The following is a 25,101-nucleotide window of genomic DNA, read 5'->3' as shown; positions in this document are numbered from 1 at the left end:
AGAATGGGGTGTTTCGGCCTAAATAGGACCGGAACACTCCACTATGCGACTGACTCACCTTGCCGACTATGCGGTCGTCATCCTGACCGCTGCCGCCGCCCGCTCGGGTGACGAGCGGCTGAGTGCGTCCGAACTGGCGGCCGAGACTGGCCTGCCGTTGCCGACAACGCAGAAGGTGCTGGGCAAGCTTGGAAGCGCCGGGCTGCTGAGCGCGACGCGCGGGATCGGCGGCGGGTTCGCTTTCGCGCGTGCGCCCGGCGCCATCACGCTCGCCGACATCATCGAAGCGGTCGAAGGACCGATCGCGATGACCCAGTGCAGCGGATCGGACGAGGTCAGCGACTGTGCCCTCGACAGCCGCTGCAAGCTGAAGCCGCACATGAATATCGTCAGCCGGACCGTGCGCGACGCGCTGTCCGGCGTGACCCTTGAGCATTTGGCGTCCGAGCGCCGCATGGAAGACGCATGAACGAAGCGACCACCTTCAAGAATCAGGAAGCCCACGAGGCGGCGGAGAAGCTCGCCACTTACGAATGGGGCTTCGTCAGCGACATCGAGTCCGACTTCGCGCCCAAGGGGCTGAACGAGGACACCGTCCGCTTTATCAGCGCGAAGAAGGGCGAGCCCGAGTGGCTGCTCGAATGGCGCCTCAAGGCCTATCGCGCCTGGCTGGAGATGGAGGAGGTCGACTGGGCCAAGCTCGACATTCCCGCGATCGATTACCAGGACGCGTATTATTATGCCGAGCCCAAGCAGCGGCCGACGATCGCGTCGCTGGACGAGCTCGATCCGGAGATCCGCCGCACCTACGAGAAGCTCGGAATCCCGATCGAGGAGCAGAAGGTGCTCGCCGGGGTCGAGGGCGCGCGCAAGGTCGCGGTGGACGCGGTGTTCGACAGCGTCTCGGTGGCGACCACTTTCCGCGAGGAGCTGGACCGCGCGGGCGTCATCTTCCGCTCGATCAGCGAGGCGGTGAAGGAATTCCCCAACCTCGTCCGCAAATATCTTGGCAGCGTGGTCCCGCAGCGCGACAACTTTTTCGCCTGCCTCAACAGCGCGGTCTTCTCCGACGGGACGTTCGTCTACATCCCCGAGGGCGTCCGCTGTCCGATGGAGCTGTCGACCTATTTCCGCATCAACGCCGAGAATACCGGCCAGTTCGAACGCACCCTGATCGTCGCCGACAAGGGGTCGTACGTTTCTTATCTGGAGGGCTGCACCGCGCCGATGCGCGACGAGAACCAGCTTCACGCGGCAGTGGTCGAGATCTTCGCGCACGAGGATGCGGAGGTGAAATACTCCACCGTCCAGAACTGGTACCCTGGCAATGCCGAGGGCGTTGGCGGCATCTACAATTTCGTGACCAAGCGGGCGATGTGCTCGGGCGCGCGGTCGAAGGTGTCGTGGACGCAGGTCGAGACCGGCAGCGCCATCACCTGGAAGTATCCGAGCTGCATCCTCAAGGGCGACGGCAGCGTCGGTGAATTCTATTCGGTCGCGCTGACCAACAACCGCCAGCAGGCCGACACCGGCACCAAGATGGTGCACATCGGCAAGAACACCCGCTCGACCATCGTGTCCAAGGGCATCAGCGCAGGGCGCAGCGACAATACCTATCGCGGGCTGGTGCGGGTGCTGCCGGGTGCCGAGAACGTCCGCAACTTTACCCAGTGCGACAGCCTGCTGCTGGGCGATCAGTGCGGCGCGCACACCGTGCCCTACATCGAGGTCAAGAACCCGACCGCGACCATCGAGCATGAAGCGACCACGTCCAAGATCAGCGAGGACCAGCTGTTCTACGCCATGGCCCGCGGCCTCGACCAGGAAGCGGCGGTGGCGCTGATCGTCAACGGCTTCGCGCGTGAGGTGCTGAAGCAGTTGCCGATGGAATTTGCGGTCGAAGCGCAGAAGCTGCTCGGCATCAGCCTCGAGGGGAGCGTGGGGTGATCCTGGTTGCGATACTGCTTGCAACAACGCTTCAGGCTGCGGCGCCGGCACCGAACCTGGCAACCGCGGGCGAGGTCGTGGTGATGGGCGAGAAGCTCAAGAAATGGCGCGCCTCGGTCCGTGAGCGCAAAGGCAAGATGGTCTGCACGACGAAATCGTCGACCGGAGACCAAGAACTCGACGCCATAGGCTGCAACGCGATGGCGACTTGCCTGACGCAATTCAAGCCGCGGTTGAATGCTACTCTCGATAGGACGCTTGCGGCAGCGGAGCGCAAGTCACTCCGCGATGCGGCGGACCGGGACCTGTTCACATGCGTCACCACCAACCGAGATACGGCGGCCGCCGCTCTGGCCGAGCGCCGCTACCAAGAACGACAAGGCAATCGTTGATGCTTCAAATTACCGACCTCCATGCGACCGTTGCCGACAAGCCGATTCTGAACGGCCTCACCCTTTCCGTTCCGGCCGGCGAGGTGCATGCGATCATGGGGCCGAACGGCGCCGGCAAGTCGACGCTCGCCTACGTGCTCGGCGGGCGGCCGGGCTATGAGGTGACCGGCGGTTCGGTCACGCTCGATGGGCAGGATTTGCTGGCGCAGGAGCCGCACGAGCGCGCGGCGGCGGGGCTGTTCCTCGGTTTCCAATATCCGGTCGAGATACCGGGCGTTTCCTCGATGCAGTTCATTCGCGAGAGTCTGAACGCGCAGCGCCGGGCGCGGGGCGAGGCCGAGCTGTCGGCCGCCGAATTCATTCGCCTCGCCAAGGCCGAAGCGGGCGACCTGGGCATGGACGTCGACATGCTCAAGCGCCCGGTCAACGTCGGTTTCTCGGGCGGCGAGAAGAAGCGCGCCGAGATGGTGCAGATGGGCATCATGCGGCCCAAGTTCGCGGTGCTCGACGAGACCGATAGCGGCCTCGACATCGACGCGCTGCGTATCGTTGGCGCCGGCATCAATCGGATCATGCGCGCTCCGGACAAAGGCGTGCTGCTGATCACTCACTATCAGCGCCTGCTCGACTACGTGCAGCCCGACCGCGTCCACGTGCTGACCGCCGGCCAGATCACCCGCTCGGGCGGTCCGGAACTGGCGCATGAGCTGGAGCGCGGAGGCTACGCCGAGGTCGCATGAGCGTCGCCACTCTTCCCACCCGCAAGGACGAAGCCTGGCGGTACGCCGACTTCGCCGCGCTCGACCGAGTCTGGCACAAGCTCGCCGCGCCGCGTGAGATCGTGATTCCCGCGGGCGAACAGCACCGCCACGTGCTGGTCGCCGGGGCCGAGCCGGTCGAAATTCACCGCGCCGCCGTGATCATCGAACCCGGCGCGTCGCTGGCGCTGTTCGCCTTGAACGGCTGCACCGACTACGGCCGGATCGAGGTCGACGTGACGGTGCATCAGGGCGGACACTTCGCCCTTCACGCCGCCAATATCGCCGGCGGAAAGGCGACGCAGGAGATCGTCACGGTCGTCCGCCACATCGAGCCCGAAGGCACCTCGAACCAGGTCGTTCGCAGCGTGCTCGCCGGCACCTCCACTGGCTCCTACCTCGGCAAGGTCGCGGTCGCGCGCCATGCGCAGAAGGTCGATGGCGAGCAGTCGGTGAAAGCCATGCTGCTCGACCGCGGCGCCACCGCCAACTGCAAGCCCGAGCTCGAGATCTATGCCGACGACGTGAAGTGCGCGCATGGTGCGAGCGTTGGCGAGCTGGATCCCGACCAGCTCTTCTACGCCCTGTCGCGCGGGCTCGATCCGGCCAGCGCCAAGGCGCTGCTGCTTGAAGGATTCGTGCTGCAATTGTGGGACGACGCGCCCGAGGATCGCCGTGAGGAGCTGATTGCCGAGACGCGCGGCCTGCTCCGCGAGGTGGCGCGGTGAACGTCCAGGCGCCCATCGCCGCGCCGCTCGACGTCCGGGACCACTTCCCGGCGATTGCCGGCTGGCATTATCTCGACAGTGCCGTGTCCGCGCAGAAGCCACAGGCGGTGATCGACGCCATCGCAAACGCCTATGCGCGCGAGTATGCGTCGGTACACCGCGGCGTTTATCAGCGCAGCGCCGACATGACTCTGGCGTACGAGGCGGCGCGGGCGCGGGCGGCCAGCTTCATCGGCGGCGAAGCGGAAGAGGTTGTCTTCACCCGTGGCGCGACCGAGGCGATCAACCTCGTGGCGCAGGTGCTGCCCAAGGAAGGCCGCGGCCGCGTGCTGCTGTCGGCGCTCGAGCATCACAGCAACATCGTGCCGTGGCAGCTCGCCGGCTACGCCATCGACGTCGTGCCGCTGACCGGCGACGGTCGGATCGATCTCGACGCCGCGGCCACGATGATCAGCGATGAGCATCGCGTGGTCGCCTTAGCGCACGTCTCGAACGTGCTCGGCTCGATCCTCGATGTGGACCGCGCGGCGGAGATTGCGCATTCCACGGGCGCGCTGCTGCTGCTCGATGGCTGCCAGGCGGCGCCGCGGGTCGCGATCGACGTGGCCGCGAGTGGGGCCGACTTCTACACTTACTCCGGCCACAAGCTGTACGGGCCGACCGGGATCGGCGTGCTGTGGGGCCGCAAGGCGCTGCTGGACGCGATGCCGCCGTGGCAGGGCGGCGGGGCGATGATCGATCAGGTCACCTTCGAGCGCACCACCTTCATGCCGCCGCCGCAGCGGTTCGAGGCGGGCACGCCGCATATCGTCGGTGGGATCGGGCTGGCCGCCGCGATCGACTGGGTCGAGGGCATCGGCATCGAGCGGATCCACGCGCACGAAGAGGGCCTCGTTGCCGAATGCCGCGCGGCTTTGCGCGACCTTGGTTTCGTCCGGCTGTTCGGACCGGAGGAGAGCGCCGGCATCGTCAGTTTCGAGGTCGAGGGGGTGCATCCGCACGACGTCGGCACCATCTTGGACGACGAGGGCGTGGCGATCCGGGCGGGGCATCATTGCACCCAGCCGCTGATGCAGTTGCTTGGCGTGCCGGCGACCTGCCGGGCGAGTTTTGCGGCCCATAGCGACAGCAGCGATATCGCCGTGCTCGTCGAAGGCCTGAAGAAAGTGAAGCGGATCTTCGGATGAACGAACAACGCAAGATCGAGACCGAAGAAGTCGACGCGGTCACCCCGCCGCCCAAGGCGCGGGTCGAGGTGGAAACGCCTGCCGAAACCTTCGAACGCAAGCGCGATTACCTCGCCGGCTTCCTAAACCAGGAGCCCGAGGCCGCGCCTGCAGGCGGCGCTGGCGGCGACCTTCAGGCGGCGATCGTCGAAACGCTGAAGACCATCTACGATCCGGAAATCCCGGTCGACATCTACGAGCTTGGCCTGATCTACGATGTCAGCGTCACCGATGATGGCGATGCGACCGTGCTGATGACGCTCACCACGCCGCATTGCCCGGTTGCCGAATCGATGCCGGGCGAGGTCGAGATCCGCGTGCTGTCGGTGCCGGGCGTGCGCGATGCCGAGGTGAAGCTCGTCTGGGATCCGCCGTGGGACCCGTCCAAGATGAGCGATGAGGCGCGCCTCGAACTGGGAATGCTGTAATGGCCGAGACCACCACCACTGCCACCCGCCGCCCGCGCCCGGCCGCGATCACGCTTACGCCCGCTGCCGAGCAGCGTGTCGCCAACCTGATGGCGCAGGCGCCTGCGGATGCGATCGGGGTCAAGCTGTCGACCCCGCGCCGGGGCTGCTCGGGGCTTGCTTACTCGGTCGACTATGTGACGGCCGAGAACAGCTTCGACGAGAAGATCGAAACGCCAGGCGGGACCTTCTACGTCGATGGGGGCTCGATCCTGTATCTGATCGGCTCGGTGATGGACTGGCGCGAGGACGATTTCACCGCCGGTTTCGTGTTCGAGAACCCGAACGCCAAGGGCAACTGCGGTTGCGGGGAAAGCTTCACGGTCTGACGGCGATCATGGTATAAGCGCCTCTTGGAGGACTGCCCCATGCGTGCTTTCGCTATCCTCGCCGCGCTGCCGCTGCTCGGCGCGGCGCCAGCCACTCCGGTCCGCCCCGCGGCTCCGATGCCGGTGCAAAGCCCTTATGCCGACGACCGCTGTCCCGAGACGCCGATGAGCCTTGCCCGCAAGCAGGGTGAGCGGCTGGGCCTGCGCAAGCTTGGCGACCTGCCGCCCGCGCAGACCTTTATGGCAGTCGATCGCCGCGTCGACGGTTGCGCAGCGCCCATGCTGATGAGCGAGGCCCGCTCCGCCCGATGATCCGGGTCCGCCGGGCGGAGGAAGCCGATCATCCCGCCTGGGCGGCGCTGCTCGCCAAGCTCCACGACGATACCAGCGCTGCCGATTTCGAGGCGGAGATTGCCCGGTGGGTGCGCCTGCCCGAGCCCTATGTCGCCTTCCTCGCCGAGGACCAAGCCGGCATCGCCGTCGGCCTGATCGACGCCCGCGTCCGCAACTATGCCGAAGGCGCGCCACAGCTTCGCGCCGCTTACGTCGAGGATCTGTGGGTCGATCCCGATCACCGCGGCGCGGGCGTCGCGCGCTTGCTGCTCGGGGCCGTCGAGAACTGGGCCCGGGGCGAGAGCCTTGACTGGCTCGGCTCCGACACCTGGCCCCACAATGCCGCGAGCATCGCTTGGCACGGGGCCAACGGCTTTGCCGAAGTCGAGCGGCTGATCGTCTTCGGCAAGCCGCTCTAGGCGGGGGGTGCACATCGAGCGGCTCACCCGCTAAGGGGCGGGCATGTCCAAGATGTTCCGAATCTCGCTTCCCGACGGCACCGTGCGGGAGATGCCGGAAGGCTCGACCCCGGCCGACGTCGCCGCGGCCATCGGGCCGGGTCTCGCCAAGGCGGCGCTTGCCGCCCGCGTGAACGGTGAAGTGCGCGATATCATGCGCCCGTTCGAAGAAGATGCCGAGCTCGCGCTGATCACCGCGCGTGACGAGAAGGATGCGCTGGAGCTGGTCCGTCACGACTATGCCCACGTCCTCGCCGAAGCGGTGCAGAAGCTTTATCCGGGCACCCAGATAACCTTCGGTCCGGCGACCGACGACGGTTTCTATTACGACTTCGCCCCGGCGCCCGATCGTGGTCCCTTCACTGAGGAGGACCTTCCCGCGATCGAGGAAGCGATGCGCCGTGTCATCGCCGCCGACGAGCCGCTGATCCGCGAAGTGTGGAGCCGCGAGGACGTGCGCGACTTCTTCGCCCGCACCGGAGAGACCTTCAAGGCCGAGTGGGTGATGGAGCTTCCGGCCGACCAGACCATCACCATGTATCGCTCCGGCAAGGGCGAGGATGCGTGGATGGACCTCTGCCGTGGGCCGCACCTGGCCTCCACGGGCAAGCTCGATCCGCAGGCGTTCAAGCTGACCCGCGTGTCGGGCGCCTACTGGCGCGGCGACCCCAAGAACCCCATGTTGAGCCGCATCTACGGCACGGCCTGGCTCAACAAGAAGCAGTTGGCCGAGCATCTGACGCGGCTGGAGGAAGCCGCCAAGCGCGATCACCGGAAGCTTGGGGCAGCGATGGACCTGTTCCACCTTCAGGCCGAGGCGCACGGCAGCGTCTTCTGGCACCCCAAGGGCTTCCTCATCTGGCGGCAACTCGAGGCGTATATGCGCCGTAAGCTCGACGCCGCCGGCTATCTCGAGGTCAAGACGCCGCAGGTGATGGACGCCCGCCAGTGGGAGAAGTCCGGCCACTGGGGCAAGTATCGCGAGAACATGTTCGTCATCCCCGACGAGGTGCCCAACACCGAGGACGAGGGCCCGCTGGTCAGCGACGATGCCGAGTGGATGGCGCTGAAGCCGATGAACTGCCCGGCCCACGTGCTGATCTTCAAGCAAGGCATCACCAGCTACCGCGACCTCCCCTTACGCATGGCAGAATTCGGCTGCTGCCATCGCAACGAGCCGCACGGCGCGCTGCACGGCATTATGCGGGTGCGCCAGTTCACGCAGGACGATGCGCACATCTTCTGCCGCGAGGATCAGCTGGTGCAGGAGGTGCGCGACTTCTGCGACCTGCTGGACGGCATCTACCGCGACCTCGGGTTCGACAGATACGCGGTGAAGCTGGCGCTGCGCCCGGACAAGCGCTTCGGCAGCGAGGAAATGTGGGACCAGGCCGAGGCCGAGCTGCGCGAAGCGGTGGTCTCCAGCGGCCGCGCGACACCGGAATTCGGCTGGGAAGAGCTTCCGGGTGAGGGGGCCTTCTATGCGCCCAAGCTCGAATTCCATCTCACCGACGCGATCGGCCGGACCTGGCAGGTCGGCACCATCCAGTCCGACCGCGTGCTGCCCGAGCGGCTCGACGCCAGCTATGTCGGCGAGGATGGTGAGCGGCATCGCCCGGTCATGCTCCACCGGGCGATCCTCGGCACCTTCGAGCGCTTCATCGGCATCCTCATCGAGCATTTCGCGGGCAACCTGCCGCTATGGCTGACCCCGGTGCAGGCGGTGGTCGCGACCATCGTGTCGGACGCCGACGGCTATGCCAACGAAGTGGCGGCCAAGCTGCAGGCGGCGGGCTTCCGGGTCGAGGCCGACACGCGCAACGAGAAGATCAACTACAAGGTGCGCGAACACAGCCTTGCCAAGGTCCCGCTGCTGCTGGTCGTTGGCAAGCGCGAGGCGGAGGAGGGCACGGTGGCGGTGCGCCGGCTCGGCTCTGAGGAGCGCCAGCAGGTGATGAGCCTTGATGAGGCAATGGCGATGCTCCGGGCCGAAGCGACCCCGCCCGACCTTCGCCAGGCCTAGTTCTTCGCGGTCACCGCGTCGAAATAATGGTGCATGGTAGTGAGGCGGCCGTCGTCGCGGGCGCGGATGCGCTGACGCGTCGCTTCGGCCTCTTCACCGATCCGCACCAGCCGCTCCAGCGTCGGGGCTGCATAATCGCAGCGCTCGTTCGGACGCGCGGTGCGACAGCGCTCGAGACAGGTGTCGATGAGTTCCGGCACCCTTTTCTCGCAGCTGATCATCAGCTGAGCCTCGTCCGGGGTCAGCGCCGCGGACTGCCGCTCGGCAAGCAAGGCGGCGATCCGTTCGCGTGCCAGCCGGGCAGCCTCACGCTGGCGGCGATCGAGATGCGAGGACAAACGGGCCCAACGCGGATCGGGCAGACCGGCGAACCCTGACGTGCCCGGTGTGAAGCCCGCCATCAGCCCGCGCATCCCGCGCATGACCTTGCGGACCAGCCGCACGCCAAGCCAGACGACCATCAGCGTAAGGGCCAGAAAGAACAGCAGCACGCCGCCAAGTAGCTCAAGCATCGTAATCTCGTCTCCCGCATCCTACATAGGAAGTCGTGCCCCGGGCGACGAGTGGCTCGCCTGACGTCACGCCGCCACAGGGCGCCACAAAATGCACGGGTTGTCGCCCGCCCTCTTTTCACGTGAGGGCGAAGCGCCTAGCTGGCACCCTCGTCTAATTACTAATGGAGATTGCGTTATACGTCCGCCAATGAGGCGCCCTTTGGCGCCGCCCCAGCTTTCCGGTCCTCGCTACAACGAATTCATCCAGAGCCAGAAGGTGCGGGTGATCGACGAAAACGGCGAGAACCTCGGCGTGATGTATACGCGTGAAGCGATCGAGCAGGCTGCCGAAGTCGGCCTTGATCTGGTTGAGATCAGCCCCAATGCCGATCCGCCCGTCGCCAAGTTCCTCGACATCGGTCGCTTCAAGTATGAAGCGCAGAAAAAGGCCAACGAGCAGCGCAAGCGCCAGAAGACGCAGGAGATCAAGGAGATCAAGATGCGTCCCAACATCGACGATCACGACTATGAGACCAAGATGAAGAAGGTCGTCGAGTTCCTGGGCGACGGTGACAAGGTGAAGGTCACCATGCGCTTCCGCGGCCGCGAGATGGCGCATGGACAGCTCGGCATGGCCGTGCTCCAGCGGGTTGCCTCCGAAACCGCCGAAGTCGCCAAGGTCGAAGCGCATCCGCGCATGGAAGGCCGGCAGATGCTGATGGTGCTGTCGCCCAAGTAAAACTCCTTCCGGAAGTCAGCGACTTCTGCACTGGATAGTTTCAGCATAGAACAATCCGTCGTGAAATGTGTGCGGTGCAGCAAGAGATTTTGCTGCACCGCATGATGTTGCCGTCGAGTGACACCACCATTTCTTACGCTCGGTGACCCATCCCTCCCGCTTCCCAAGCGAGGCGTGGCTGCTCTACGCCGCTCCTCTGCAAGTTTTCTTTGGGAGGGGTTCCTTCATGCGCAAATCCATCTGGCTGCTTTCGGCTGGCCTGTTCGCCATTTCCACTCCGGCGTTCGCCCAGCAGGCGGACACTGACAAGGGCGGTGCGCAGCCCACCCAGGGCGCCACAGAGGGTGCGGCGGTCGACAACAACGACGTCCAGCCGCAGACTGCCGAGCAGGTCAATACCGCCGACGTCGGCGACATCGTGGTCACCGCTACCCGCCGCAACGAAGCCTTGTCGGACGTGCCGCTGGCGGTCAGCGCCATCACGGCCCAGACGCTGGAAAATTCGGGTATCGCCGACATCCGCCAGCTGAATCAGGTCAGCCCGTCGCTGCTGGTGTCCTCGACCTCGTCCGAAGCGGGCGCCAGCGTTGCCCGTATCCGCGGCGTCGGCACGGTTGGCGACAACCCGGGCCTGGAAAGCTCCGTCGCCCTGTTCATTGACGGCGTTTATCGCAGCCGCACCAGCGTCGGCCTGACCGAGCTCGGCCAGATTGACCGCATCGAGGTTCTTCGCGGTCCGCAGGGCACGCTGTTCGGCCGCAACGCGTCGGCGGGTCTCATCTCCGTCATCACCGCGCGGCCAAGCTTCAACACGGCTTTCAACGGCGAGCTGACGATCGGCAACTATGACCTTCGCCGCGTCGAGGTAGGTGCAACGGGCGGGCTCAGCAGCACCCTCGCAGTTCGGGCCGATGCCATCTACCTGAAGCGCGACGGGTTCCTCACGGACGTCGTCTCGGGTCGCAGCGTCAACGACCGCGATCGCTACCTCATTCGTTTGCAGGGCCTTTACAAGCCCAACGACGATTTCAGCTTCCGGCTCATCGGCGACTATACCAAGCGCGACGAGGAATGCTGCAGCGCGACCTTCCTGCCCGCCCGCGACTACGCGCGCGTTGGCGGCGCCACGGTGGAGCAGCCCTCCTCGATCGCTGCGCTCGAACGCGCGCTCGGCGGGATCATCAACGATGACACGTTCGCCCGGAAGATCTCCATCACTCCGGGCCGCGACCACAATGCCAACGTCAAGGATTATGGCGTTTCGGGCGAGGCCGTGTACGACTTCGGCGGCGCCGAACTGACTAGCATCTCGGCCTATCGCTACAACGATTATGTGCGCGGGCAGGACTCGGACTTCAACAACCTCGATCTGCTGTATCGCGCTTCCGACGGGAATTCGCGGACCCGCTTCAAGACCTTCAGCCAGGAACTGCGGCTGCAGGGATCTGCGCTCTCGGATCGGCTGGACTGGCTGGTCGGCGGCTACTTCGCGCGCGAACAGCTGCGGGTGAGCGACAACCTGGCTTACGGCGCCGACTTCAACCGTTATGCCAATTGCCTGCTGTTCAGTGCGCAGCCGGCGCTTGCACCCTTTCTTCAGACCAGCTCGCCGACCTGCGTCAATGCCGGCACCCTGACGGGTGCCTTTGGCCAGATCCAGGCTGGCATTGCCGGGCTGAGTGCGATCCCCGCCGCCAATCGGACGCCGGCGCAGGTGGCCCAACTCGCGGCTCTGCAGACCCAGGCCCAGTCGCTCGCGCCGCTGGTGGCAGACCCGGCGCGGCCCGGCTTCGGCTCGGTCGCCGCCGTGCTCGGGCTTCCCGGCTTCAACTTCGCCAATGTGCGCACGCTTGATGAATTCGATCAGAAGAGCACCAATTTCGCGCTGTTCACGCACAACATCTTCGACCTTACCGACTCGCTCAAGCTGACCCTGGGCGCGCGTTACACGAGGGAGCGGAAGACCCTCGACGCGACCCTCACGGACAACAACACCTTCTGCCGCGCGCTGACGGCGCTGAGCGGGACCGCCAGTCCGCTTGCCGGGCTGCAGCAGCTTCAGCAGCTGCCCTGCGTCATTCCAAGCGTGCCAGGCGGAAGCCTGACACTGCCGGGTAACAAGCGGACCGAATCCAAGCTCACCGGCACCGCCGTTCTCAGCTGGAAGCCGACGGACAACATCCTCACCTACCTGAGCTATTCGCGCGGCTACAAGGCGGGGGGCTTCAACCTCGACCGGGCGGTGTTGAACCGCTCGCTGTTCGCGCCGAGCGCCACCAGTGTCGGTACCGCAGGCGGCATTCTCCCCGGCGCCACCTCGGCACCGCTGGAGTTCCGGCCCGAGATCAACGATGCCTTTGAGTTCGGCGTCAAATACAACGGGCGCGGAATCGACATCAATTTCGCGGCGTTCAACCAGCTGTTCCGCGACTTCCAGCTGAACACCTTCAACGGCCTCAACTTCTTCGTCGAGAACATCAACAGCTGCAAGAACGACCTGCAGGGCGCCGACCTCGACAACATCGTCACCAACGGGGCCTGCGACAAGGACGACCTGCGTCCGGGCATGCGCAGCCGCGGCATCGAGGTGGAGGTGTTCGCCCGTCCCGTTCGCGACGTCACCGTCAACCTTGGAACGACGGTGGTGGGCACCAAGTATCGCAACGACCTGGTGGGTGCGGAAGGCCGTCCGCTGAGCCCGGCGCTGTTCCAGCTGCCCGGCCGGCGAATGTCCAACAGCTCGGCGCTGGCGGTCACCGCCGGACTGGGCTTCAATCCCCAGATCGCTGACAATGGCCTGCGTGCCCTGTTCTACGTCGACGCGCGGCACACGTCGGAATTCAACTCCGGCTCCGACCTCGACATCGAAAAGGTCCAGGAGGCGTTCACGGTGGTGAATGCCCGCATCGGTCTGCAGGGACCCAATGGTCGGTGGGGTGTCGAGCTGTGGGCGCAGAACCTGCTCAACGAAGATTTCCTGCAGGTCGCGTTCGACGCCACCCTGCAGGGCACCCTCAGCCGCCGTTTCGTCGATGCGGGTTTCACCCCGAGGTCGACCCAGCTGTTCGGCGCCTTCCTTGGCGAGCCGCGCACTTACGGCATCACGCTGCGCACCAAGATGTAGGAAAAGCAGGCTTCGGCCTGGAGAAAAGGGCCTCGCGGTTTACCGCGGGGCCTTTTTTTTCTCATTCGGCCGCGGATGCTCGGGACGGTTCGCCGCTAGCGGCGAGCAAAGCAGGACGCAATCGGGCGATCTCGTCGCTCGAGAGCTTTCGCCCCGTTGACCCGGCGAGATAGAAAACGTCCACCGCCCGCTCGCCGTAGGTGGCGATATGCGCCGAATGGATGGTGACATCAGCCTCGACGATCGCCCGGGCCAGGGCGGCCAGCAGCCCCGGCCGGTCGGCGGCCTGCACCTCGACCACGGTAAAGCGGCGCGACGCGCCATCTGCGGTGGTGACCGAGGGCGCGATCTCGAAGGCGGAGGAACTGGCTTGCGGCAGCTCGGGCGGCGGCCCCGCGCCAAGCGCTTGCTCTACCGCTCGGGCCAGCCGCTGCCGGCGCCGGCGATCCCCATAAGGACGGCCTTGGCGATCGTGGACGAGGAGATTGTCGAGCGCCATGCCGTCCTTGGTCGTGTGGATGCGCGCGTCGATGATCTCGGCGCCGGCGCCGGCAAGGGCGGCTGCGATGCGATAGAAGAGGCCGGGCCGGTCGGCGGTATAAACGCTGACCCGCGTCGCGGCTTCGGTGCCGGGTTCGACGCGGACCGAAGGCCGCGAGGGTCCGAGCGCGGCCTCCGCTTCGGCGATCTGCCGCGCATTGGCGAGCGCAAGGTCGGGCGGTTCGGCGAGCCAATAGCTATCCGGCAGACGCCGCGCATGAGCCCGCGCCGGCCCTGCCGCCCAGCCCAGGGCGCGCGTCAGTTGCCCCTGGCGAAGCGCAATTTCCTCAGCCCGCCCGCGCTGCTTGTGGCCAAGGCGCAGGCGCTCCTCGGCAAGATCATAGAGCGTGCGGATGAGCTTGCGCTTCCATTCGGTCCAGACGCCGGGACCGACCGCGCGAATGTCGACAACTGTGAGGATCAACAGCAGGCGCAGCCGCTCGGGGCTTTGCACCTGCGCGACGAAATCATCGATGGTCTTGGGATCGGCCGGATCGCGCTTGAACGCCGTGTGGCTGAGCAGCAGGTGATGGCGGACGAGCCAGGCCACGGTGTCGGTTTCACCCGGATCGAGGCCGAAGCGCGGACATAGCTCGCGCGCAACCGCTTCGCCGAGAATCGAATGATCGCCCTTGCGGCCCTTGGCGATGTCGTGAAGCAGCACCGCCACATAGAGCACGCGGCGCGAACCGATCTGCCGGAACAGCGCAGTGGCGAGCGGGTGGTCCTCGCCAAGCTCGCCGCGTTCGATCGACGCGAGCAGGCCGACGGCGCGGATCGTGTGCTCGTCCACCGTGTAGTGATGATACATGTCGAATTGCATCTGCGCGACGACCCGGCGGAAGTCCGGCACGAAGCGGCCGAACACATTGGCCTCGTTCATCCACCGCAGCACCAGTTCGGGATGCTCGCGCGTGGTCAGTACCTCGAGGAATAGGGCGTTGGCTTCCGGGTCGTCGCGGACCTGCTCGACCAGCCGCGCATCGCGGGTCGCAGCGCGCATCGCGCTGGGGTGGATTTCGAGCTTTTCCCGAGCGGCCAGCGCGAACAGGGCAAGCAAACGGCGCGGATCTTCGCGGAGGAAATAGTCGTGCGGCAGCGCCAGCCGGCCACGGCTGATGACGAACCCGCCCAATCGGCGCGGGCGGCGGAGGAACGTCGGCAGCGCGAAGCGGCGGCCCTGGTCACCGAGTTGCTCGTCGAGCTGGGCGAGGAACTGGCCCGTCAGGTCGCCGACGCTCCGGGCCTGGAGGAAATACATGTGCATGAATCGCTCGACCGAGCTCTTGCCCGGCCGGTCGGCATAGTTGAGCGCGGCGGCGAGCTCGCGCTGATGGGCAAAGCTCATCCGTTCCTCGGCGCGCCCCGCGGCGAGGTGAAGTAGGAAGCGGACCGACCAGTAGAAGCGCTCGGCGCGGTCGAAGCGCGCGAATTCGGCGGGGGTCAGCAGCCCCGCATCGACCAGTTCAGCGGGGCTTCGGACATCGCGGACATAGCGGCCCACCCACATTAGCGTCTGAAGATCGCGCAGCGCGCCCTTGCCATTCTTGACATTGGGCTCGACCAGATAGCGGCTGTCACCGAATTTTTCGTGCCGGGCATCGCGCTCGGCAAGTTTGGCGGATACGAATTCGGCCGCGGTGCCAGCCACGATCTCATCGCGAAAGCGCGTGCGGGCTTCGTCGAACAGGGCGGCGTCGCCGTCGACGAGGCGCGATTCGAGCATGGCGGTGCGCACCGTCATGTCCTCGCGCGCGAGGTGGAGGAGTTCGGGGATGGTGCGGATCGCCTGCCCGACCTTCAGCTTGGCGTCCCACAGGGCGTAAAGCGTCGCCTCGATCACCTGCTCGCACCAGGGCGCGCGCGGAGCCGGAGTCAGGAACATGAGGTCCACGTCGCTGAACGGCGCCATTTCGCCGCGTCCGTAGCCGCCGAGTGCAACCAGGCTGACCCGCTCGGCGGCGGACGGATTGGGGTTGGGGTAAGCCTCGCGTGCCTCGGCAAAGGCGCGGCGAATAAGGCTGTCGGTGAAGCCGCTCACGAACGCCGCATGCTCGCGTCCGCAGGTCGGGTCGGCGGCGACGCGCTCGGCAAGGTCGGCGCGAAAGGCTGCCACCTGTTCGCCGAGGGTCAGCGCCTCACTCATCCCGCGCGAGCGACTTCAGCCGGTAGAGCGCGTCCAGCGCTTCGCGCGGAGTCAGGGCATCGGGATCGATCGCATCCAGAGCCTCCGCCAGCGGATCGGCCGCCGGCTCGCTCGCCGCGGCCGCCGCGAACAGGGGGAGGTCGTCGAGACCCGCTGCGATCCCGCCGGTGGCATCGCGGCCGGCCTCGAGCTTCGCCAGCACCGACTTCGCCCGCGCCACGACCGTCGGTGGCAGCCCCGCCAGCCGCGCCACGGCGATGCCGTAGCTGCGGTCCGCCGCGCCTTCCGCGACTTCGTGCAGCAGGACGAGATCGCCCTTCCACTCACGGGCGCGGACGTTGTGCAGGGAGAGGCAGGGCAGCCGCCCGGCCAGGCGGGTGAGTTCGTGATAATGGGTCGCGAACAGGGTGCGAGACTTCGCCTCGTCGTGCATCGCCTCGACCACTGCCCAGGCAATGGCGAGCCCGTCGTAGGTCGAGGTGCCGCGCCCGATCTCGTCCAAGATGACGAGGCTGCGCTCCGTCGCTTGGGCGAGGATGGCGGCGGTTTCGACCATCTCGACCATGAAGGTTGAACGGCCGCGCGCGAGATTGTCGGAAGCGCCGACCCGGCTGAACAGGCGATCGACCAGCCCGACCTTGGCGCGAGATGCGGGGACGAAGCTGCCGGCCTGCGCCAGCAAGGCGATCAGCGCGACCTGGCGGAGGAAGGTCGATTTACCGCCCATGTTCGGGCCGGTGATGAGCCACAGGCGGTCGGAGGGCCCAAGGCAGCAATCATTGGCGACGAAGCGATCACCGGACCGGGCCAGCGCACGCTCCACCACCGGGTGTCGGCCGCCCTCGATCTCGAGACAGGGCGTGTCGTCGAGCGCGGGACGAACCCAGCCGCCCTCACTCGCCCGCTCGGCCAACGCCGCAGCGACGTCGATTCTGGCGAGTGCGTCGGCGGTCGCGCTGATCGGCGCGGCTTCGGCTACGGCAGCGGCGGTGAGGCGCGCGAGATGCGCTTGCTCCAGCGTCAGCGCGTGGCCGCCTGCTTCGAGCACGCGGCTGGCTTCCTCGTGCAGCGCCGGGCTGTTGAAGCGCACCGCGCCCGCCATCGTCTGGCGATGGGTGAAGCCGCTGTCGGGAGCGAGCAGTTTGTCGGCGTGCTTGGCCGGCACCTCGACGTGATAGCCGAGGACGGCATTATGCCGGATCTTGAGCGCGGCGACGCCGGTCGCTTCGCGATAGCGGCCTTCGAGTTCGGCGATCGCACGGCGGCCATCGCTGGAGGCGGAGCGGAGCGCGTCGAGTTCGAGGTCGAAGCCTTCGGCAATGAAGCCACCCTTCGCAGGGTCAAGCGGCGGGCTGGCGACCAGCGCCCGGCCGAGCGCTGCGGTCAGTGCTTCGTGACCGCTGAGCTCCGGCAGCAAGCTGTCCAGCAGCCGCGGACGCAACGCCTGCCCCCCCAGCCCGCCGGCAAGCTCCGCTGCACCATCAAGCCCGTCGCGCAAGGCCGCAAGGTCGCGCGGCCCGCCCCGGCCTGCGACTAGCCTTCCGAGGGCGCGGCCGAGATCGGGCAGGCTGCGCAGCGCCATCCGCAAGCGGTCGCGGCGGATCGGCTCTTCGGAGAACCAGGCGACGAGGTCGAGCCGGTCCTCGATGGCCGCGCGGTCGGTCAGCGGCGCGGCGAGGTCGCTGCCGAGCAGCCGGCGACCTGCGGCGGTAACGCAGCGATCGACTTCGCCAAGCAGCGAGCCGGCAATCGCGCCCTCGGCGGTGCGGCAAATCTCGAGGCTGGTGCGGGTCGCGGCATCGATTGCCATGTGCGCCGAGCGCTGGACCCGGCGCGGCAAGCCGAGAAATGCCGTCGCCTCGCGCTGAGTCGCGTCGAGGTAAGCGAGGAGGCCGCCCGCCGCCGCCAGCTCGGCGCGTCCCGGACTGCCAAGCCCATCAAGGTCGCCGAGCCCAAACCGTCGCTTCAGCGCACGTTCGCCGGCTCCTGCGTCGAACCCCTCATAGCCCCAGCGCGCCTCGACGCCCGCGAGCGGCTCGGCCCCAATCACTTCGGCAGGTCCCAGCCGCGCCAGTTCGGCCGCCAGCTCGTGCCCGGCACAGGCGACCAGCTCAAAACGTCCCGTCGAGATGTCGCAGGCGGCAATTGCGCAGTCGTCGCCCACACGCCCGACCGTCGCCAGCCAGTTGGCCGAGCCGCTGTCGAGCAACGTGTCCTCGGTCAGTGTGCCCGGCGTCACCAACCGGACGATCGCCCGATCAACCAAGGCCTTGGACCCGCGCGCCTTGCGGGCTTCGGCCGGGCTCTCGGTCTGCTCGGCGATGGCGACTCGGTGGCCGGCGCGGATCAGGCGCGCGAGGTAGCTTTCAGCCGAATGGCAGGGAACGCCGCACATCGGCACGCCATCGCCGCGCTTGGTCAGCGCGATGTCGAGGCAGGCGGCGGCGATCCTGGCGTCCTCGAAGAACAGCTCGAAAAAATCGCCCATGCGGTAGAACAGCAGGGCATCTCCCGCCTCGTCCTTGAGGCGGTGATATTGCTTCATCATCGGGGTGTCGGCGTCGGCCCGGGCCATGGAACCCGGGTTAGCGGCTCGCAAAGACGGAGGCGAGGGTCTAAAGGCTTCGGCCATGTCCGAAAGCAATGTGAAGTTCTCCGAAGCCGAAGCCCTGCATTTCCACTCGCGCGGCCGGCCCGGAAAAATCGAGATCGTCGCCTCGAAACCGATGGCGACCCAGCGCGACCTTAGCCTGGCTTATTCGCCCGGCGTCGCGGTGCCGGTGCGCGCCATCGCCGAGAACCCGGCCTGCGCCTACGATTACACCGCCAAGGGCAACCTCGTCGCGGTGATCTCCAATGGCACTGCCATCCTCGGCCTCGGCAATCTCGGCGCGCTGGCGTCGAAGCCCGTGATGGAAGGCAAGGCGGTGCTGTTCAAGCGGTTCGCCGACGTCGATTCGATCGACATCGAGCTCGACACCGAAGATCCCGAGGCCTTCATCAACGCGGTGGCGCTGATGGGGCCGAGCTTCGGCGGCATCAACCTCGAGGATATTGCCGCGCCTGACTGCTTCGTGATCGAGCAGACGCTGCGCGAGCGGATGAACATTCCGGTGTTCCACGACGACCAGCACGGCACCGCGATCATCACCGCCGCCGGGCTGATCAACGCCTGCCTGCTGACCGGGCGTGAGCTCAAGGACGTCAAGGTGGTGGTGAATGGCGCCGGCGCTGCGGCTATCGCCTGCACCGAGCTCATCAAGGCGATGGGGGTGCGCGGCGACAACGTCATCATGTGCGACCGCACCGGGGTCATCCACAAGGGCCGAAGCGATCTCGACCAGTGGAAGAGCGCGCATGCGGTGGTGACGGAAAAGCGCAGCCTCGCCGACGCGCTGGTCGGTGCCGACGTCTTCCTCGGCCTGTCGGCGGCCAAGGCACTGAAGCCCGAGTGGGTGACCGAGATGGCGCCGCAGCCGATCATCTTCGCGATGGCCAATCCCGATCCGGAGATCACCCCGCCTGAAGCCAAGGCCGCGCGCCCCGACGCGATCGTCGCCACCGGCCGGTCGGATTACCCCAACCAGGTCAACAATGTGCTTGGCTTCCCCTTCATCTTCCGCGGCGCACTCGACGTGCGGGCCACCGCGATCAATGACGAGATGAAGATCGCCGCCGCCAACGCGCTTGCGCAGCTGGCGCGCGAAGCGGTGCCGGAGGAAGTCGCGGCGGCCTATGGCGGCAAGAGCCAGCGGTTCGGGGCCGACTACATTATCCCGGCGCCGTTCGACCCGCGGCTGATGGAAATCGTGCCCGCAGCCGTCGCTGAAGCGGCGATGCGCTCGGGCGTGGCGCAGCGCCCGATCGAGAACTTCGCGGCCTACCGCCAGTCACTCCGCGCGCGGCTCAATCCGACCGTCAGCGTGCTCAGCCTCGCGTACGAAGCAGCCAAGACCAATCCCAAGCGCGTGCTGTTCGCGGAGGGCGAGGAACAGGTCGTGCTGCGCGCGGCGATCGCCTTCAAGGATGCCGGCTATGGCACGCCCGTTCTGGTCGGGCGCGAGGACGTCCACGACCGCCTGCGCGAACTCGGCGTCGACGATCCGTCGGGCTTCGAGGTGCTGAACAGCCGCAACTCGCCGCTGGTTGGCCGTGCGGTGGATCATCTCTACAGCCGCTTGCAACGCCGCGGTTTCCTCCGCCGGGAGATCGAGCGGATGGTCAACCAGGACCGCAACTACTTCGCCGCAGCCATGCTCTCGCTGGGCGAGGCGGACGCGATGATCACCGGTGTCACCCGGCCCTTCAGCCAATCGCTGCGCCAGGTCGGCATGGTGATCGACCAGGAGGAAGACGCGCCGCCGTTCGGGATCAACATCGTCGTTGGACAGAACCAGACGGTGCTGATCGCCGATACTGCCGTGACCGAGCGCCCGAGTGCCGAGGACCTCGCCTCCATCGCCGTCCGCTCGGCCCAGTTCGCGCGCCGGATGGGTCAGGAGCCGCGCGTTGCTTTCACCAGCTACACGACCTTCGGCAATCCGCCGGGCGCCTATGTCGGCAACCTGCGCGAAGCGGTGCAGCTGCTCGACGGGCGCAAGGTCGACTTCGAATATGAGGGCGAGATGTCACCGGAGCTCGCGCTCAATCATGACATGCAGCGGAAATATTATCCGTTCAGCCGCCTGTCGGGGCCGGCCAATATCCTGATCATGCCGGGCCTCCAGTCGGCCAGCCTGTCGGCCAAGCTGCTGCGCGCGCTGGGCGGCGAGAATGTGCTGGGGCCGTTCCTGATCGGGATGAAGCTCCCGGTGCAGATCGCGCCCATGACGGCGGGAGCAAGCGACCTCGTGACCCTGGCGGTGCTCGCCGCCGGTGCGGTCGAGCGGGCGCGCGGGCGGGATTAGACCCGCTCCACGCTGCTGACCGCATCGGCCGCCCGAAGCGCGGCCATGATCGTGTGCAGGTGCGCCAGATCGTGCACTTCGACGTCGACGTGGAACGTGTGGAACGACCCGTCGCGGTGAACCTGCGCCAGGTTGATGATGTTCGCGCCCTTGGCCCCAAGCGTCGTCGCCATGGTGCCGAGCGCGCCCGCCACGTCGCGCAGGATGATGCACAGCCGCGCCGTCGCCCCGTCCGAATCGTCGCTCCAGCTAAGGTCGAGCCAGTCCGCGTCGATCCCGCTGGCAAGGAGATCGCAACCGATGGCGTGAACCTCGATCTCCTCGTCCTCGCGGCGAAGGCCGACGATGCGATCGCCGGGAATCGGATGGCAGCAGGGGGCGAGGTGGAAGGCGACGCCGGGCGTGAGCCCACGGATCGAGATCGCGCGGCGCTGGGACGAGGGGCGGGGCGCGACGTCGCCGCCGGTCGAGCCGGGCATCAGCGCTTCCATCAGCGCCTCGTCGCCGACCCGCTTGCGCGCGATCGCGATCATCAGCGCGTCCTCGTCCTCGATCTTGAGCTTCTTCAGCGCCCGCGGCAGCGCTTCCTTGGGCAGCGGCACGGGTAACCGGGCGACGATCTCGTCGTAGATCTTGGCGCCCAGTTCAACCGTCTCGTCGCGCTCCTTGTGGCGGACGAAGCGCCGCACGGCCGAACGCGCCTTGCCGGTCGCGACGAAGCGCAGCCACGAGGGCTGAGGCGTTTGCGCGTCGCTGGTCAGGATCGACACCTGGTCGCCATTGTCGAGCAGGGTACGAAGCGGCACCACCCGGCCATTGACCTTGGCCCCCACCGTCTTGTCGCCAAGGCGGGTGTGGACGGCGTAGGCGAAGTCGACCGGCGTTGCGCCCTTGGGCAGCTGGATCAGTTCGCCCTTCGGGGTGAAGGCGAAGATCCGGTCCTGATACATCGCCATCCGGGTGTGCTCGAGCAGCTCCTCGGGGCTGTCGGCATGGTCCAGGATCTCGACGAGGTCGTCGATCCAGGGAACATGGATGTCGGCGGCGGGCTTGCCTTCCTTGTAAGCCCAGTGGGCAGCGAGGCCCTTTTCGGCCTGCAAATGCATCTCGCGAGTGCGGATCTGCACTTCGATCCGCATCTTGCTGTCGTGGATGACCGACGTGTGGACGCTGCGATAGCCGTTGCGCTTGGGCGTCGAGATGAAGTCCTTGAACCGCCCCGGGACCATCGGCCAACGGCGCTGGATCAGGCCAAGCGCGCGGTAACATTGATCGACGTCGTCGACGATCACGCGGAAAGCCATGACGTCCGACAATTGCTCAAAGCTGATGTGGCGCTCGGCCATCTTGCGCCAGATCGAATAAGGATGCTTCTCGCGCCCGGTGACCTCGGCTTCCAGGCCGTTGTCGGCGAGGTGCAGCTGAAGCCCGAGCCCGATCCGGCTGACGATATCGCCGCCTTCGGCGTGGAGTTGCGCCAGCCGCCGCGTGATCGAGGCGTAGGCGTCCGGCTCCAATTGCCGGAAGGCCAGCGTCTGCATCTCGTTCATGATCTCGTACATGCCGATCCGCTCGGCGAGCGGGGCATAGATATCCATCGTTTCCCGCGCGATGCGGCGACGCTTGTCCTCGTTCTTGATGTGATGAAGCGTGCGCATGTTGTGCAGCCGGTCGGCCAACTTCACCAGCAGCACGCGAATGTCGTCGGACAAAGCGAGCAGGAACTTGCGAAGGTTCTCCGCCGCCCGCTCGTTCTCGGACTGCGCCTCGATCTTGCTGAGCTTGGTAACCCCATCGACCAGCCGCGCGACGTTGGTGCCGAACAACCGCTCCACCTCGTCGGGCGTCGCTACCGTATCCTCGATGGTGTCGTGGAGGATGCCGGTGACGATGGTCTCGTCGTCGAGCTTCAGGTCGGTCAGGATTCCGGCCACCTCGATCGGATGGCTGAAATAAGGATCGCCCGAGGCACGGGTTTGCGACCCGTGCGCCTTCATCGAAAAGACGTAGGCGCGGTTGATCAGCCCCTCGTCGGCATCGGGATCATAGGAGCGCACGCGCTCCACCAGCTCATATTGTCGCAGCACCGTCTCTAGATGGGACCAGCGGCCGCCATGTTGCAAGCGCGAAGTGGTGCGACTTTGGAGCAACAGGGATGCGGCTGTGTCGCAGCAAGCTGGTTTGCGCCAAAAATCTATGCTTCTTTCCGGACGGCTCAACCGCAGGGGAAGTCGAGTGGCAGGGCGTGACGTGGGTTTGGTGCAAGCGTTTCAGGCCTCCTCGGATGCCTGCCCGATTCCCGAAGCGGTGGCGATCATCGGCGAACGCTGGACCTGCCTGATCATCCGCGCCTCGATGCTCGGCCTTCGTCATTTCGAGGAATTCCAGGCCTGCCTCGGCATCGCCCGCAACATCCTGTCCGATCGGTTGGGGCGGCTGGTAACGGCCGGGATACTCGCCCGCACCCCTGACCCAGAGGATGGCCGCAAGGTGATCTACGGCCTGACTGAGCGAGGTGCTGCGCTGGTGCCGGTCATGGTGGCGCTACGCCAGTGGGCGCTCGATGCAGGGCTCGGCAAGGAAGGGCATCCGGAACTCGCCGACCGCCGCGACCGGAAGCCCGTGGCCCGGGTGTCGGTGCATGCTCACGATGGCCGCAAGCTCGAGATCGAGGATCTGGTCTGGCTCGGCCCCGACGGCATGGAAGTACAGATGCCGACCCCGCCACGCGTGAGGCAGGTCGCGGCCTAAGGAGCTGCTGCCGGTAGCGAAGCGCCGCGGCTCATCACCGCGGCGCCACTAGCTCTTACTCGTAGTCGCCGCCCGACGGGGTCGGACGCGGCGGAGCGGCGGCGGTGAGGCGCAGCGCCTCGGCCGATTCGCTGAGCGAGGCCAGCTCGTCCGTCGCATCCTCTTCATCGATCTGGACCCGCTGCAGGCTCGACACCAAAGCCTCGTTCAGATCCTTCGGACGAACGGTTTCCTCGGCGATTTCACGTAGGGCGACGACCGGGTTCTTGTCGCGGTCGCGATCGATAGTGAGGTCGGCGCCGCCCGAGATCTGCCGCGCGCGCTGGGCGGCAAGCAGGACGAGATCGAAACGGTTCGAAACCTTGTCGATGCAATCTTCGACGGTGACGCGTGCCATCAGGCGTGGCCTTCCATGAGGAGCAAAGCTGAAAAGAGAAGGGTGCGCACCTAGGTCCTCACCCCCGCAAAGTCAAGGAAAGCGGCTTGCGGCTGCATGCTGCGGACGGCGACCGCACGACATGCTTGCGCTGTGCGCGTGGCTCTCTACCGGTGGGCGCATGCACGACCTCGCCGAGCCGCCGGTCGCCACTGCCGCCTCCCCCATCCAGGCGGTGGTGGCAGGAACACGCCTCACCGTGATCGAAGCCGGGTCGGAACGGCTGAAGCTGCTGCTCAGGATGATCGACGAAGCGCGGGTCTCGGTCCGGATGCTCTTCTACATGATGGACGGAGATGCGGCGGGCGAAGCGGTGCGCGACGCACTGGTCCGTGCGGCGGAGCGGGGCTGCGCGGTCAGCGTCATCCTTGACGGGTTCGGCTCGGATATCCCGTCAGACTTCTTTGCGCCGCTCAAGCAGGCCGGCGGATCGAGCTGCCTGTTCAATCCGCGGCTTGGCGTTCGCTACCTGCTGCGCAACCACCAGAAGCTGGTGGTGATCGACGACAGGGAGGCGATCACCGGCGGCGCGAACATCACCGTCGATTACATGAGCGACCACGGCGAGGAGCGCTGGCGCGACCTGTGGCTGCACATCGAGGGCCCCGCCGTGCGGCCGGCGGCGCGTTATTATGATGCGCTTCATGACTGGACCACCCGCAAGGGCCCCAAGCTGCGCGCGCTGCGCCGGCTGCTGCACCGGCACACGCAGCGCAAGGGCGCGCTGCAGTGGCAATATTCGGGCCCCGTGCGCCGCGGCCACCCGTGGACGGTGGAGGTCGCGCGCGAGCTGCATGCGGCGGGCCGGCTCGACATGATCTCGGCCTATTTCTCGCCGCCCTTTGCGATGCTGAGGCGGCTGCGCCGGCTTGGAATTCGCGGGCAGGTGCGGATCATCACCGCCGCGCGTTCGGACAACAATGCCACCATCGCGGCGGCGCGGCATACCTACAACAGCCTGCTCCGGCACCGCGTTCGGATGTTCGAATATCAGCCCGAAAAGCTGCACACCAAGCTGCTGATACTCGACGGCGTGGTCCACATTGGGTCCGCCAATTTCGATTTCCGCAGCCTGTATCTCAATCTCGAGATGATGCTGCGGATCGAGGATGCTGGCTTTGCCGCCCAGATGCGCGGCTATTTCGAGCAGGAACTGGAGAAGTGCCAGGAGATCACCCCGGCGCTGCATCGCAAGCGGGCACATTGGTGGCGCCGGCTGAAGTGGGCGCTATCGAACTTCCTGGTGACCGCGGTGGATTACACCGTCACGCGGCGATTGAACTTCGGACCCGAAGGCTGAGGC

Annotated in this window: 21 protein-coding genes; 16 read left to right on the top strand and 5 right to left on the bottom strand. The window is 66.5% G+C overall.

From position 1 onward, the window contains the following. Positions 1 to 43: 43 nt before the first annotated feature. Genes ACP69Z_RS03050 through thrS form a run of 11 tightly spaced genes read left to right on the top strand, consistent with a single transcriptional unit; the run spans position 44 to position 8,661 of the window. Positions 44 to 469, top strand: coding sequence for an SUF system Fe-S cluster assembly regulator (locus tag ACP69Z_RS03050; RefSeq protein ID WP_426266078.1), 426 nt, complete (start codon positions 44 to 46; stop codon positions 467 to 469). Next, positions 466 to 1,947 carry a Fe-S cluster assembly protein SufB gene (gene sufB, locus ACP69Z_RS03045; protein ID WP_426266077.1) on the top strand — a complete coding sequence of 494 codons (1,482 nt, stop codon included), beginning with the start codon at positions 466 to 468 and terminating at the stop codon, positions 1,945 to 1,947. Before ACP69Z_RS03050 ends, sufB begins: the two co-directional genes overlap by 4 nt. Then, positions 1,944 to 2,339 carry a hypothetical protein gene (locus ACP69Z_RS03040; protein ID WP_426266076.1) on the top strand — a complete coding sequence of 132 codons (396 nt, stop codon included), beginning with the start codon at positions 1,944 to 1,946 and terminating at the stop codon, positions 2,337 to 2,339. Before sufB ends, ACP69Z_RS03040 begins: the two co-directional genes overlap by 4 nt. Continuing rightward, positions 2,339 to 3,079, top strand: a complete 741-nt coding sequence (gene sufC / locus ACP69Z_RS03035; RefSeq protein WP_426266075.1) for a Fe-S cluster assembly ATPase SufC — start codon at positions 2,339 to 2,341, stop codon at positions 3,077 to 3,079. Before ACP69Z_RS03040 ends, sufC begins: the two co-directional genes overlap by 1 nt. After that, positions 3,076 to 3,825: a SufD family Fe-S cluster assembly protein gene (locus ACP69Z_RS03030; protein WP_426266074.1), complete on the top strand. Its 750-nt coding sequence runs from the start codon at positions 3,076 to 3,078 to the stop codon at positions 3,823 to 3,825. Before sufC ends, ACP69Z_RS03030 begins: the two co-directional genes overlap by 4 nt. Beyond that, complete coding sequence (locus ACP69Z_RS03025) at positions 3,822 to 5,012, top strand: aminotransferase class V-fold PLP-dependent enzyme (RefSeq protein WP_426266073.1); 1,191 nt, start codon at positions 3,822 to 3,824, stop codon at positions 5,010 to 5,012. The genes ACP69Z_RS03030 and ACP69Z_RS03025 overlap by 4 nt, the downstream gene beginning before the upstream one ends. Next, positions 5,009 to 5,479 carry an SUF system Fe-S cluster assembly protein gene (locus ACP69Z_RS03020; protein WP_426266072.1) on the top strand — a complete coding sequence of 157 codons (471 nt, stop codon included), beginning with the start codon at positions 5,009 to 5,011 and terminating at the stop codon, positions 5,477 to 5,479. The genes ACP69Z_RS03025 and ACP69Z_RS03020 overlap by 4 nt, the downstream gene beginning before the upstream one ends. Next, positions 5,479 to 5,847: a HesB/IscA family protein gene (locus ACP69Z_RS03015; protein ID WP_426266071.1), complete on the top strand. Its 369-nt coding sequence runs from the start codon at positions 5,479 to 5,481 to the stop codon at positions 5,845 to 5,847. Before ACP69Z_RS03020 ends, ACP69Z_RS03015 begins: the two co-directional genes overlap by 1 nt. A 39-nt stretch (positions 5,848 to 5,886) precedes the next feature. Next, positions 5,887 to 6,159 (top strand): hypothetical protein, encoded by a 273-nt coding sequence (locus ACP69Z_RS03010; protein ID WP_426266070.1) that lies wholly within the window; start codon positions 5,887 to 5,889, stop codon positions 6,157 to 6,159. Beyond that, positions 6,156 to 6,599 carry a GNAT family N-acetyltransferase gene (locus ACP69Z_RS03005; RefSeq protein ID WP_426266069.1) on the top strand — a complete coding sequence of 148 codons (444 nt, stop codon included), beginning with the start codon at positions 6,156 to 6,158 and terminating at the stop codon, positions 6,597 to 6,599. Before ACP69Z_RS03010 ends, ACP69Z_RS03005 begins: the two co-directional genes overlap by 4 nt. Positions 6,600 to 6,642: 43 nt before the next feature. Beyond that, positions 6,643 to 8,661 (top strand): threonine--tRNA ligase, encoded by a 2,019-nt coding sequence (gene thrS, locus ACP69Z_RS03000; protein ID WP_426266068.1) that lies wholly within the window; start codon positions 6,643 to 6,645, stop codon positions 8,659 to 8,661. Here the strand turns inward: thrS and ACP69Z_RS02995 are convergent. Next, positions 8,658 to 9,173, bottom strand: a complete 516-nt coding sequence (locus tag ACP69Z_RS02995; protein WP_426266067.1) for a hypothetical protein — start codon at positions 9,171 to 9,173, stop codon at positions 8,658 to 8,660. The two genes, thrS and ACP69Z_RS02995, sit on opposite strands and share 4 nt — an antisense overlap. A gap of 190 nt (positions 9,174 to 9,363) precedes the next feature. Between ACP69Z_RS02995 and infC the strand changes: the two genes are divergently transcribed. Then, on the top strand, positions 9,364 to 9,894 hold the full coding sequence (infC, locus tag ACP69Z_RS02990) for a translation initiation factor IF-3 (protein WP_426266066.1): 531 nt from the start codon (positions 9,364 to 9,366) through the stop codon (positions 9,892 to 9,894). Positions 9,895 to 10,120: 226 nt separating this feature from the next. Continuing rightward, the gene (locus ACP69Z_RS02985) at positions 10,121 to 13,018 is read left to right on the top strand and encodes a TonB-dependent receptor (protein WP_426266065.1); all 2,898 of its coding nucleotides are present in this window, start codon (positions 10,121 to 10,123) and stop codon (positions 13,016 to 13,018) included. 61 nt (positions 13,019 to 13,079) lie between these two features. On the opposite strand, the gene ACP69Z_RS02980 is transcribed toward ACP69Z_RS02985, so the two are convergent. Beyond that, entirely contained in the window at positions 13,080 to 15,704 is a 2,625-nt protein-coding gene (locus ACP69Z_RS02980) for a [protein-PII] uridylyltransferase (protein ID WP_426266064.1), read from the bottom strand. Then, positions 15,697 to 18,279: a DNA mismatch repair protein MutS gene (gene mutS / locus ACP69Z_RS02975; protein WP_426266063.1), complete on the bottom strand. Its 2,583-nt coding sequence runs from the start codon at positions 18,277 to 18,279 to the stop codon at positions 15,697 to 15,699. Before mutS ends, ACP69Z_RS02980 begins: the two co-directional genes overlap by 8 nt. 55 nt (positions 18,280 to 18,334) lie before the next feature. Here mutS and ACP69Z_RS02970 point away from each other — a divergent pair, with 55 nt between their 5' ends. After that, positions 18,335 to 20,611, top strand: coding sequence for an NADP-dependent malic enzyme (locus ACP69Z_RS02970; RefSeq protein WP_426266062.1), 2,277 nt, complete (start codon positions 18,335 to 18,337; stop codon positions 20,609 to 20,611). Here the strand turns inward: ACP69Z_RS02970 and ACP69Z_RS02965 are convergent. Further along, positions 20,608 to 22,698 (bottom strand): RelA/SpoT family protein, encoded by a 2,091-nt coding sequence (locus ACP69Z_RS02965; RefSeq protein WP_426266061.1) that lies wholly within the window; start codon positions 22,696 to 22,698, stop codon positions 20,608 to 20,610. The genes ACP69Z_RS02970 and ACP69Z_RS02965 overlap by 4 nt on opposite strands. A gap of 172 nt (positions 22,699 to 22,870) precedes the next feature. Here ACP69Z_RS02965 and ACP69Z_RS02960 point away from each other — a divergent pair, with 172 nt between their 5' ends. Next, positions 22,871 to 23,362, top strand: coding sequence for a winged helix-turn-helix transcriptional regulator (locus ACP69Z_RS02960; RefSeq protein ID WP_426266060.1), 492 nt, complete (start codon positions 22,871 to 22,873; stop codon positions 23,360 to 23,362). Positions 23,363 to 23,417: 55 nt separating this feature from the next. Here ACP69Z_RS02960 and rpoZ read toward each other — a convergent pair whose 3' ends face one another. Then, a complete protein-coding gene (gene rpoZ / locus ACP69Z_RS02955; RefSeq protein WP_426266059.1) occupies positions 23,418 to 23,759 on the bottom strand; it encodes a DNA-directed RNA polymerase subunit omega in 342 nt (113 codons plus the stop codon). 121 nt (positions 23,760 to 23,880) lie between these two features. Between rpoZ and ACP69Z_RS02950 the strand changes: the two genes are divergently transcribed. Then, entirely contained in the window at positions 23,881 to 25,098 is a 1,218-nt protein-coding gene (locus tag ACP69Z_RS02950; protein ID WP_426266058.1) for a phospholipase D-like domain-containing protein, read from the top strand. The last annotated feature ends 3 nt before the right edge of the window (positions 25,099 to 25,101 follow it).

Source organism: Sphingomonas sp. LHG3443-2 (assembly GCF_049896405.1).
Classification (GTDB): domain Bacteria; phylum Pseudomonadota; class Alphaproteobacteria; order Sphingomonadales; family Sphingomonadaceae; genus Sphingomicrobium.
The sequence above is the reverse complement of the archived record's forward strand: the minus strand, read 5'-3'. Positions and strand labels throughout refer to the sequence as shown.